At 42.7% G+C, this 12,064-nt stretch carries 9 protein-coding genes and 1 other RNA gene; 1 reads left to right on the top strand and 9 read right to left on the bottom strand.

Annotated elements, in window-relative coordinates; genetic code table 11:
* Positions 1 to 8 precede the first annotated feature (8 nt).
* From CXF80_RS00755 to CXF80_RS00765, 3 genes are all read right to left on the bottom strand, one after another.
* On the bottom strand, positions 9 to 995 hold the full coding sequence (locus tag CXF80_RS00755) for a DmsE family decaheme c-type cytochrome (protein WP_101030281.1): 987 nt from the start codon (positions 993 to 995) through the stop codon (positions 9 to 11).
* A gap of 96 nt (positions 996 to 1,091) precedes the next feature.
* Positions 1,092 to 3,053 carry an OmcA/MtrC family decaheme c-type cytochrome gene (locus CXF80_RS00760; RefSeq protein ID WP_101030282.1) on the bottom strand — a complete coding sequence of 654 codons (1,962 nt, stop codon included), beginning with the start codon at positions 3,051 to 3,053 and terminating at the stop codon, positions 1,092 to 1,094.
* A 287-nt stretch (positions 3,054 to 3,340) separates the two neighbouring features.
* Complete coding sequence (locus CXF80_RS00765) at positions 3,341 to 5,515, bottom strand: OmcA/MtrC family decaheme c-type cytochrome (RefSeq protein ID WP_101030283.1); 2,175 nt, start codon at positions 5,513 to 5,515, stop codon at positions 3,341 to 3,343.
* 601 nt (positions 5,516 to 6,116) lie between these two features.
* Between CXF80_RS00765 and ffs the strand changes: the two genes are divergently transcribed.
* Positions 6,117 to 6,214, top strand: an RNA gene (gene ffs / locus CXF80_RS00770) — signal recognition particle sRNA small type.
* A gap of 211 nt (positions 6,215 to 6,425) precedes the next feature.
* On the opposite strand, the gene CXF80_RS00775 is transcribed toward ffs, so the two are convergent.
* The 6 genes from CXF80_RS00775 to dinG all read right to left on the bottom strand — a co-directional run bounded on the left by CXF80_RS00775 (position 6,426) and on the right by dinG (position 11,976).
* Positions 6,426 to 6,731: a late competence development ComFB family protein gene (locus CXF80_RS00775; RefSeq protein WP_101030284.1), complete on the bottom strand. Its 306-nt coding sequence runs from the start codon at positions 6,729 to 6,731 to the stop codon at positions 6,426 to 6,428.
* A gap of 109 nt (positions 6,732 to 6,840) precedes the next feature.
* Positions 6,841 to 7,746 (bottom strand): histone deacetylase family protein, encoded by a 906-nt coding sequence (locus tag CXF80_RS00780; protein ID WP_198554714.1) that lies wholly within the window; start codon positions 7,744 to 7,746, stop codon positions 6,841 to 6,843.
* A 5-nt stretch (positions 7,747 to 7,751) separates the two neighbouring features.
* A complete protein-coding gene (locus tag CXF80_RS00785; RefSeq protein WP_101030286.1) occupies positions 7,752 to 8,450 on the bottom strand; it encodes a DUF2057 domain-containing protein in 699 nt (232 codons plus the stop codon).
* Positions 8,451 to 8,459: 9 nt separating this feature from the next.
* Positions 8,460 to 9,122 carry a primosomal replication protein gene (locus CXF80_RS00790; protein WP_101030287.1) on the bottom strand — a complete coding sequence of 221 codons (663 nt, stop codon included), beginning with the start codon at positions 9,120 to 9,122 and terminating at the stop codon, positions 8,460 to 8,462.
* On the bottom strand, positions 9,119 to 9,892 hold the full coding sequence (locus CXF80_RS00795; RefSeq protein WP_101030288.1) for a TSUP family transporter: 774 nt from the start codon (positions 9,890 to 9,892) through the stop codon (positions 9,119 to 9,121). The genes CXF80_RS00790 and CXF80_RS00795 overlap by 4 nt, the downstream gene beginning before the upstream one ends.
* A gap of 8 nt (positions 9,893 to 9,900) precedes the next feature.
* On the bottom strand, positions 9,901 to 11,976 hold the full coding sequence (dinG, locus tag CXF80_RS00800) for an ATP-dependent DNA helicase DinG (RefSeq protein ID WP_101034627.1): 2,076 nt from the start codon (positions 11,974 to 11,976) through the stop codon (positions 9,901 to 9,903).
* Positions 11,977 to 12,064 lie beyond the last annotated feature (88 nt).

Consider the following 12,064-nt stretch of genomic DNA (forward strand, 5'->3'; position numbering starts at 1 on the left):
TTAGCTCCTTAGCGCTGCAGTAACTTACCAGACGGATGGTTTGAACCATGTACTTGGCTGTGACAATTCAAGCAGCTACGCCCGCCAGTAAAGGCATTACCATTTACCGTTGAACCCATGTCGGTGTTGCCTAGATAAGCATTGCTTGTATGATTGTCACTCGCATGACATTGCTGGCACAGTTGTGGCGCGCGCGTTTTGAGCATGGCGTCGTTTACCGAACCGTGAGGATTATGGCAATTGACGCAATTTTCGGTGACGGGTGCATGCTCCCACAGCTTTGGGCCGCGTTTCTCTGCGTGACATGAATAACAGGTTTCATTCACAGTGGGTTGAACAAGGTCTGCGTCACTCATACTGCCATGGGCGTTATGACAGTCGCTACAGGTCATTTGATTCCATTTCATTGGATGACTTGAACGTTTATTCATGTCGGCTTTTTGTCTGGTGTGACAACTGGTACACACTTCCACTTCAGTTTGCTTTGACAATATAGGGTCGTGTTCAGCGTGCACGCTATGACAAGATGCACATGCCACATCAGCATTGGCGTGATGGCTACTGTCCCATGCAACACGTTTGTCGTCGAGGTGACAACTCATGCACACACTGTTTTGCTTATCTGCGGCGAGTGTAGACGTTGGGCCAAATGTAATCATAGGCTCTTTACCACCCCGATTATGTGATCCTAATGGACCGTGACAAGCTTCGCACTGTAATCCTGCCATTGGGCTTTTTGACGAGTCAATTGAGCCGTGCGCACCCTTAAAGATGGCCATGACTTTTTCTGATCTTTTATGACACATTAAGCAAGTGTCAGCGCCTTTAGTTGAGTATTTTCCTTCGGCGAATTTTTTATCTAACGTGGCTTCAACTTCGGCCGGCGTCATGTTGGCATCCCATTTTGCTGCCTGTACAGGATTCGACACCAACAGCGACGCGGTGAGGCAGAGTAGGGCTAAAAATATTGTATTAATTTGATGTGTGGTCTTCATAAGTAGACTTCCTAATTTGTCCATTTAAATGGTCATTGGTTAATAACATAAGTCATAACATGAGAGAGAAGCAGGGCTTCTCTCTCAATGAACAAATTAAAGTTTCACTTGTGTGTGGTTTTCAATGGTAGGTGCGTGGCAGAATAAACAGGTTTCTAGCTGCGCGGCATCATTGGCTTCTTGATAGTTACCATTAACAACCGCGCCCTGATTTTCAGCATGTTGTTGAATAGCTTCAAAGCCGTGACAAGAAGCACACGTCGCAGTGATTGGTGTTGTATAAAGGCCAGCAGATGTGGCTAGTGCACCTTTAACTCTGAATGCATCAAGATTAAAGTCATTGTGACACTGGGTACAGTCTTTGATAATGCCTTGCTCGCCATGAACACTGTGCAATTTCATTTCAATTGCACCTTGATTTGCACCGGAAGCATAGGTGCCGTCAGGTGTGTGACAAACCACACAAGCATCCAAACCGACAGTGAGTTCGCCATTAAGTTCGCGAGCCAATTGTTCGGTCATCACAAAGCCTGCATGGTGACCTTTATGCAACTCAAAGGTGTCGCCATGACAATTATCACACGAGCCAAAATTGACAGAGTCAATGTGACGATAGCTAGGCGCATTACCAGAGAAAGTACCTACTGTGAATTCGGCTTTCATGCTGGTGGTCGCTACGCCGTCAGCGCAATCGATGGCTTGGATACCGTCGTTACACATTTCAAGACCAATAAAGCTAAAGGCGGTATCTGTGTCGCCTGCGCCAAATGGCAGTGATGCAATGTTATAGACCAAGTTACCGGATTCAATCACTACATCAGTTTGTAACAGACCCGCTGTGATAAAGTCTTTACTGATTTTGGCTAAGCCGCTACCTGGGCTAGCTTTATATCCCATAATTGGGAAGTTAGGTCCGACGTTCGTAATGGTTTCAACGCGTTGAATTTTGCTGACTAAGCTTGTTGCGTCAATGGCCGTACCGTTGGCATCTAAAATGGTTACCGATAGGGTCGCTGATTTGTCATCTGGGCTGGCTTTATTGGCGGTCAATGTGGCTGTCATGCCATATAAATCGATGAATGCTTTTTTCTGAGTATAAGCCGTAGTGTGTAACTCTTCTGTCCAGTTAGCATTATGGCACGCAACACAATTTGAATTATCAACTTGTTGTGAGTGACCTTGACCGATTTTAAAGTCAATGTCGGTATGGCAACTTGAACAGGTTTCCATGGTAGGAATACGAGTCCAGTTACTTGATTCGCTAAGTTGTTCAGAGTCGACATGACAAGTGGTGCAATTATCTTGCACTATGGCATGTGCTGTTTCAGCACTCTTGTCCATGTTGCGACCATACATTTTGGCATTGTTGTGAACATTATGGATCAAATGACTAAACTCATCTTGAACCTTGTCTTTTTCAATGGCCAGTTCGTTGGTATGGCACGATGTACAGGTTTCTAAATCAGTGTAGCTATGATAAATGCTTTCACCCTTTGCATGGCAGGTATTACAAGTGGCTCCGCTAACAATGTTTTTGGTGTATTTAGCTTCGAAGCCTTCACCGTCAAAATCTTCGGTAATTTCAGTACGCGGCACACCGGTAACGCCATCTTGCAAGGTGGATGCACTTGCTATGATGTTATAACGCTGTGTCAGCTCTGAATTAAAGCCTTCAACATTGACATTAAAGCTATAATTTCCATTACCATGATCGGTAAAGGTTTTTTCTGAACCAATAAATTGCCATTGGGCTGAATTACCCGCGCCACTTGCGCCAACAGGAATGAGCTGAACGACTTTTTTAACTTCAAAATCTTTAAGGCCAGCTACTGGGAGGTCTTGTTCATTTGTCGCAAATACTTCAATCGTCGGTTTGCCGTCTTGATAAGTGACTTTGGTTATATCTAAGTTTAGCGTGTTAATCGCTGCAGCCGGCTCGCCACTAGGGTTGCCTGGATTACCTGCTTCACCATCATCGCCACTGCCACAACCTACCATTGTCATTGATGCTGACATAGCAAGTAATAATGCCATTTTTGTGTATTTTTTATTCATCATTTTTTCCCTGCAAAGGTCATCCGTCTAACTTACTGGCAGTATGTTCTGCAATTATCTTATTCAGTTAAGTTGACGTTGGAATTAATTTTCCCAACACTAAGATTACGTTACAAACAGCTACTCGTCTTTAAAGCGAACGTAATTGTGTGATGGCGATCAGCCTATTAATAAAGAGGTATATAAAATACAGAGTATATTGAGGGTTATTGTTGGTACAAAAAAAAAGACCTTAGTAATACACTAAGGTCTTTTGAAGATAAAACGATAATTTTATTTACATTTTAGGGTTAAAAACCGTGTGTTTTAGTGACGCGATCTACTGTATGACAGGTTGAGCATATTTCCGATGCACGATTACGAACATCGCCTTCACTGATCCCATCAATAATACCGCCATTTATCTCAATATGAGACTCGGCGGCGTCAGTAAGATACTTTTGGTGACAACTTAAACACGCTCCAGTATCTGATGACACCCAAATATCTGCACCAGTTTCGAGGTCGCCATATCGCCACACTCTGTCAGTGGCTCTACCAAGTTCGATCCCATCTGCAGTATGGCAGGTTTTACAGTCGCTTTTTAACACAGTGCCAGACTTAACCCCGGCATGCTTGAGGTAATGGCCTTCAGCACCGTGTGCTTTAAAGGCAAAACTGGTCGATTTTTTGCCACCAGGGTACGTGTCATCACTCCTAAGGGTCTTATCAGCGGTATGACAGGTTTGGCAATTAACACCATTGTCATAGTGATAGACTTCTTGGTTGTGACAACCTTGGCAGCTTTGGGTATTGATAATGTTTCGACGCGCGGCTGTGGTTTGGCTATTGTCTACAGCGCTTGCTGCCATAACGAAATGATATGGGCTACTTTTGATTTCCACTGTTTGGACATCATCGGTACTGCACGCGGTCAATTTCACTTCAGGTCTACCGTAACCACCATGGTTATAACAGGCTTTAACCGCAGACCATAGTTCAAAGGTTTTGCCGACGTAATCGGTCGGTAAGGAGACGCTATCCCAAACCAGGGTCCAGCTATTGTCTGTGTTGGCGGTACCTTCGCTTAATCTAAGACGACGATTACGGTAACTGGCATCGCTATAAGCGGGGTAGTTTTTGTCGCTGTCCCATGCCATCACCACTCGGCTGCTTTGGTCGATAAACTCAGCCGGGATGACCTGATCACTGGCATCAGTAAAGCTGACGTTAGTGCTGAACTTGTTGTCAGTAGTCACAGTAACATCGCTAAAGACCACTTTCATGGTTTGGGTTTCGCTATAGGCTTTCATCACATCGCCATGAGCTTCTTTTGCACTGCGACCATAGCCTTCTTCAACATGGCATGAAGTACAATTTGTGCCGGCACCAACATGGTGCTGAGTCGCTAACTCTGTGTGGCATGCAATACAAGCGGTATCACTTTTATTGGCATTAAACAGCGCGGCATCTTTAGGTGCATTAGTCCCTTCTACGTGACATGCACTGCAATCAGCTGCGGGTTTTTGTGGGTACATGACCTTACCGTAATTGTGTAATCCGCCGCCATAACCAATCACTTTGTATGGTGCTGCTACATCGCCATCGGCAGTGCTGGTCACGCGATCTTGGCCCTTATGAATAGCATGGATCATATAGGTAAAATCGACACTGTTACCGGTTTCAGGATCGCCCGATGTTGCCGTATGACAAGAAGCACAGTTTTCAAGATCGATTCTACGACCACCGTGTAACGCTAAGCTTTCTGGTTGATGGCAGGTATAACAAGCTTCAATCGATACCACATCACGTGACGTAATACCTTCAGTTAATCCGCTTGAAGGTTGAAAGTCGTAATGGGCATTTGCAGTGATTAATGGCTGCTTTAATTCTAAGGTAATACGTTGAGTGTCATCAGCTTGGTAAGAGATACTAATTGGCTCGGTAACTTGAGCAATATTAGTTTGAAAAGTGTATGAGTAAGAGCCATCTTGATTATCGACTAAACAGTCAGCACATTTTGATGCTGCCTCAACCTCAGCCTGATATTGATCAGATGGAGAGATATTGGTTTCACCATCAGGGATCCAACTGGCATTAGGTTGCTTTGTTGTATTGATATAAGACTGCCATTGATAGCCGCGGTCGACTTCAACCTTAGCACCATCAGCACCGACCATTTCCAGTACAGGAGTTAATTGAGCCATGCCAAAACGAAGATCGTGATCTTTTGTTAGCCCTAATACAGCAACACCATTGGCATTTCTAAGGGTAAAGGCAACATTGACTTTTCCATCGACGACAGTGGCGTCGGTAAATGTCGCGTTTAACGTTGATGTTGCATCAATATTGACACCAATAATACCATCTGGAGCATCTTCGCCATTGGTACCATCACTGCCTCCACAACCCGATAGCGCTAAAGCTATAAGCCCTGCACTCAATACCGCTTTTGCAGCGGGACTAACTATTCTTGTCTTCATCATGTATTCCCTGCATTTTTTGTTATCTCGCATGTCACTATCAGATAGATGTGTGCGGATTTTATTTCAATCTTATGTTAGCTAACCTTGACTACTTACTCATTGAATTATGTGTAGAGTTGTGACTAAGATCTGACTATTCCTTTGTGAGTAACGCGGCTTGGTAAGAATTAAGCCTGTATTGAGACACAAAGTGGCATCATGCCCAAAATGCTAATGTGCGCGGTTGACTCACTTGCGAATAAGTTATTGGGTGTTCGTTTTAGCTAAGTAACCGCAGATCGGAATGAAAAACCATTATCAAAAAATGATTATCAAAAACCATTGTCCTGCTAACGCCCTTACATTCAACTGTAAAATACCGGCTATTGATGTGTTAATTGACTCTATTAGCAAACAATCAGGCAAGTTTGATATAAAATATTTTGTCCTTTACCTATTTACCCCCGCTATTATCTCTGGTTGAGGTTAAGTATTGTGCAGTTAGGTGGAGGATTGAGAACTAATTAAGATAAAGGCTTGATCAAGCCAATAGGTTAGGGGATAATCTCCCCGTTCTGAGACATAAGCTTTATATTTTATGATCCAGAAGTCAATGGTGACCCTAGGGTCCCCCCGCAACGATAACTTGTGAACTCGGCCAGACCTGGAAGGGAGCAACCGCAGCAAGTGACTCGTGTGCCGGGGTGTCGGCTCTAGGGGAGCCTCCAATACTCCCCGTGTCATTTTTCACCAAATCACCAAATCACCAAATCACCAAATCGTTCAAACGTTAATACTCGTAATCTGCTATTTATAAATCCATTGATTAAACGAATGATGCCCATATTGAGTCTAAATAATAATTATAGTTATTAAGTGTTGATTTTTTTATGATTAATGCTCAGTTCTACATCGATTAATACATGTTAGATTATCGTGGCTGTTCGCCCGCGAGTGCTGCGGCTTCTTCTTTTAAGCGTTTTTGCAAATTCATTTTGAGGAATTGCCTTGACCGTTCGAGTGCTTCATTTATTTCGGTTTTCATCTGCTGTAGTTCTTGATAATTTTCGAAGAAATACGTATCAACTAAATGGCGAATGTACCTAACGGGTAATTGATTCAATGTGACACAGCATAAGTCTGCCAAGTACTCTTCTGGCAATTCTTCCATTAAGCCTTCATCTCTGAGTGTTTCCATTAATAGAACTTCATAATAGTTTCGGATCTCTAATTGCATTATTACGCTCCATTGAGACGGTTTGATGTATCGACATGAGTGTTAATGTCGAGAGTATTGAGGTTAACTCTGTGGTGCATTTTTTGATTGGCACGGCTTAATGCAGTCGTCACCATGATTCATTTGCAGCAATTAATAATTGGCTATGGCGATGAGTTAATTCTGCCTCATTACGACTATAGCCTCCCCCTATGACCGCTGCAAGAGGGATGTTATGCATTTTTGCTATTGATATTACCTGTTTATCTCGAGCGAGAATACCTTGGTTTGAAATAGCGAAATATCCGAGGTCATCATGTTGATGGATATCGACTCCCGCATCATAGATGATCAGATCTGGCTGATGGAGACGGATCAAGTAAGGTAATATTTGTTGAATGTGTTCAAGATAGCGTTTATCGGTACAGCCTTTATCGAGATCGATATCGTGGTCAGATTGCTGTTTTCGGGACGGGAAATTTTGAGCACAGTGGATCGAGCAGCTAATGATGTCTGGGCAGCCTTGAGTGAGGGTCGCCGTTCCATCGCCTTGATGAACATCGCAATCAAAAATGAGTACTTTATCTATCTTTCCGGAGTCAATGGCTGATCTAGCTGCGATAACCAAGTCATTAAAAATGCAAAAGCCACTACCATAATTATAGTGAGCATGATGATAACCACCGGTTAAATGAATTGCTATTCCATGTTCAAGCGCTAAGTCGGCACACAAACGGGTACCATTTACCGCGTGTAAAGTACGGGTGACTAATGCTGTACTCCACGGGAAACCAATGCGCCTTTGGGCTTTGTGATCTAAGGTGCCATTGATAAATTGTTCTACATACTGCGGGCAATGTACGCGAAAAAGGGCCTCTTTGGTCATTGGCATCGGAGTATGACGACATTGCTCAATCAACAAGTGATGTTTGAGCGCATGCTGGTATAAATTATGATATTTGGTCGTTGGAAAACGATGGGTACTAGGCAACGCCAGCTGTGAATAGCTGGCGTGATATACAAAAGGGATAGACATTAAGATTAGAGTTGCTTGATTGCCCAGCCCATAAATTCTTTCCGCGTTTTATCGTCGGCTTGTAACCACCAATACTGCAGCATTTGTTCGGCTTTTGCCGGACTCGGTTTCTGCGCCGTTGCTGCCGGTACTGGAGTGACAACGGGGGCGCTCATCGTCGCTGTTGCAACGTCTGCGATTACCGGTAATGTTTGTACCGATTGGCTAGCGTTACTCGTTGCTGAAGCCGATAAGGTTTCAATATCATGTTGTTTTTTACTTTGAAATAGACTCGTCATAAATGATTCGTCAGTAAAATCAGTCTGTTTGACACTGTAAGTAACCGACCCATTGTCTTGACGAGTAATGCTGATTTGTGGTTTTTTTGCGAACGCTTTTGGATTTTTGATCACCTTGCCTTCAGCAGCCTGCAACAGGTATTGATGATCGCCATCCACCATTAACGTTAAAATTAAAGGTGTTGATTTTACAAAGGTTTGGCTATCACTAAAGGAATCATCAACCACATCATAATAACGAATAGCAATTTTATGGGTGCCATTGGTTAACGCTAAATCTGATTGGTGGTTAAACATACTGGTTTCAACCTCTGTACCATCAAGCGCTAGATACTCAAAAGACATGGGAATAGTCAAATTAGCGGCTAGAACAGATGATGACGATAACAATGCCAAAAGCGCACTAGTGGTAAATAAAGATTTCATTGTTTCTCCTTAACGTGGGTGAATTTGTCGAGGCCGTTCAAAAAGTTGAATACGCTCTTCTATATAACTGGTTGCTTGTTTACATTTTCCTAAACGACGATGCGTTGATAGGATATCATTTTGCAATTTTATCTTGTCATCACTATGACAGAATTCAAGATTTGCTTCCAATTGTTGTATTTTTTGCTCTATTTTTTTTGCCCAATTTAAATGTTTATTGAGTTCTGCATAGAGTTGATGGCTGTTTTGCATCACATTACTGGCGATCCAACCAAAGCCACTGTCTTGTATTGTTTGTTGTTGTTTTTTAGCATATCGAGCCCGATTACTGGCTTTACGCTGTTGTTCGGATTTAAGATTGATGTCAGTGGTAAGCAATGCTCTGCGTAACGCACTAAATCGGTCTTGAATCCGATCGCAACTGAGTTGGATAACATTGCTACCCAATTTAAGGAAAAGTTGCTTTTCGAGTTGTTTGATATCTTTACGTAATTGTGTAATGCAAGGGCTTAGTTGAGCACCTTGTTGGGCAAATAACTGACTGTTAAAACGTTCAATATCTTTTAATGATTGACGTTGAGAAGGTGCCAAATTTTGGTCATGAATTAAGGCATCTTGTTCAAGCTGCACGAGCTGCTGTTTTAACATTGAGACTAATTGTTGGGTGTTCATACCCATGCACTCCACGTAAGATGGACTGCTATCGACAATACCATAATAATAAATATTGGTTTAATAAAAGGTATTCCGAATCGAATCGCGCTTCTTGCGCCGATAAATGACCCCGCCATCATACATATACCCATCCACAAGCCAAGCATCCATTGCACTTGCCCCACTGAGGCAAAGATAATTAATGCTGTAATGTTACTCACTGCTGTCATCACTCGCGCTAAGCCACAACTGTGAAGTAGAGGGAGCTTATGCAGTGAAATAGATGTTACCGTCCAAAAAGCACCAATACCAGGCCCTGCAAAACCATCGTATCCACCCAAAAGAAATCCTTGGCTAATCTGTTTGTACTTTGGCGAGCGAGATTTGGGGACAGTTATATTTTTTTCGCCCATGGCTTTGGGGTTAATTAAGGTGTAAATCGCGATACTAATAATCAGCAATGGCAATATTTTTTCTAACCATTTAGCATCAATAAGAAACACTAACCCACAACCTGCAATAGATCCTATCAGTGTGGCAAAAAAGCACGCTTTCCATAATGCAGGGGTAAATAAATGTTGTTTATAAAAGGTGTAACTTGAGGTAAGAGACCCAAAACAAGCAGCAAGTTTATTGGTCCCTAAGGCTAAATGTGGTGGAATACCGACGGTCAGCAATGCCGGAATAGAAAGAAGCCCACCACCGCCAACTATGGCGTCGATAAAACCAGCAATAATACCTATGACCGCTAATACAGCCCAATGGCTAGGGTCTAATAATAAATCCAACTCAATACCTATTCGATAACACGTCTAAAAGGAGGAAGGGCATCAATTAATGATTTGCCATAACGTTTAGTGACCAAACGACGGTCTAAAATGGTCACTCGGCCATAATCTTGCTCATTTCGTAACAGTCGGCCACAACTTTGGACTAATTTACGTGAAGCATCGGGAATTGTCAGCTGTAAAAATGGGTTACCGCCTTTTACTTTTACATATTCGGCGTGAGCTTGTTCTACCGGTGATGTAGGAACCGCAAACGGGAGCTTGGTGATGATCAAGTTTGTTAAATAGTCTCCCGGTAAATCAAGGCCCTCAGAAAAACTGCCTGTGCCGAAAATAACACTGGGTAGCCCCTCATCACAACGTTTTTTGTGCTGCGTTAATATTTGCTGGCGCGGGATTGCACCCTGAACAAAAAGCTGGTCCTTAGGGATTTTACCTTCGACGAATTCAACCACTTTGTCCATTTGCCAATATGATGCAAACAGCACTAAGGTGGCCATTTCACCATCGATTAATGTCACAATATGTTGTGCCAGTTCGGCGGTGTAATTATCGTTGGTAGGTTCATTAACCATTTGAGGAATGAATAAGGTTGCATTATTCTCATAGTCAAAAGGCGATAGTAAGGCTAAAAAGCGACTGCCATCGTTGATTGATAATCCGACTTGGTGGGCAAAATGGTTGAAGCTATTTAACGCCCGCAGCGTGGCACTGCACAATACCACTCCAGCAGCCTTTTGCCATAACATGGATTCAAGCATAAAGCCGACTTCTATGGGTGATGAACAAAATAAATAATCTTGTTGTTTGCCGGTAATTAACTCCGCCCAACGTGCCATAGGCGCGCCTTTTTTGCTGTCTTCTTTGGCCATCATCTTCCATAGCTTATGTAAGTTATCTAGCCTTTGTAAGATGAAGCCGGTTTCAGACAATAACCCTTCCGACTGATGTTTAGGCACCTCACCATCTTTGATGGCTTCATTTAAGACTGAGACCACTTTATTAAATTGCTTTACCGCGGCGCCGGATGCCGTGGCAAGATTTTCTGCCTGTATTAATAATGATTGCGGTAACTTACCGTGTTCAAAACGAAGCCTAGATTCAGGATTGGCAAATAGCTGGGGTTGAGTATCACAATAATGAGCAACTTGGGTCAGTAAATTGGTTAATTCTGTGGCGTGATCGAGCATCGCTTGAACTGGAGCGATAATATGGGTGGTTTTAAGTTGATTTTGTAATTTTGAACAGGTTTTTGATGCCTTATCTAACCAATCGCATGCTCCCCGCAGTGTCGCTTGCGCACTGGAGAAATCTCTGGCAACAAGGGGCAGGTGATGAGCTTCGTCGATGACATAAAACATGTCTTCTGGTTCAGGTAAAATGACGCCACCGCCGAGCTCTAAATCGGCAAATAGCAGGCTGTGGTTAACAATTAATACATCCCAAGTGTCGACATCTTCACGGGCTTTATGAAACGGACAATTATGGTGAGCCGACACTTGACGATGGCAACTGTGCTTATCACAACAAATTTGTTGCCATAAAAAATCAGGAATAGGATGCTCTAAGGTATCTATTTCGCCATTCCAGCGTTTTTGATGAAAATCTTGATGTAATTTTTGTAATTCATTAATTTGACTCTGATCGGGTTTAGTTTGCCACATGGCTATTTGTGAGCTGTCTTGTGCACCAATCATGGCTTCAAGTTTGGCTAAACACACATAGCGTTGACGACCTTTGACTAAACCAAACTTAAACTCAATACCTGATTGTTGTAAAAAATAAGGCAGATCCTTATGCAGTAATTGTTCTTGAAGTGCTACGGTTGCACTGGCAATGCAGACTTTCTTTTTACTGGCGATAGCTAAAGGTATCGTGCCTAATATATAGGACAAGGATTTACCAATACCCGTACCCGCCTCAACCACAATAATACGACGGTCTTTGTCATACTCACCTGCTAAAGTTTTAGATATTTCCGCTACCATATAGTTTTGTTCGCGACGAGAACGAAATTGCGGCATAGATGCGGCAATTTCTTTATAAATGGTGCGAATTTGACTTTTTATATTATCCGCTAGCATAGGAAGTATGATTTCTACATAGACTGAATTATGCTGTACATAATAACAGTGAATTAGCATGCCACGAAGTAATAAATCAAATTGAGTA

The organism is Shewanella sp. Actino-trap-3, assembly GCF_002836275.1.
GTDB classification, from domain to species: domain Bacteria; phylum Pseudomonadota; class Gammaproteobacteria; order Enterobacterales; family Shewanellaceae; genus Shewanella; species Shewanella psychromarinicola.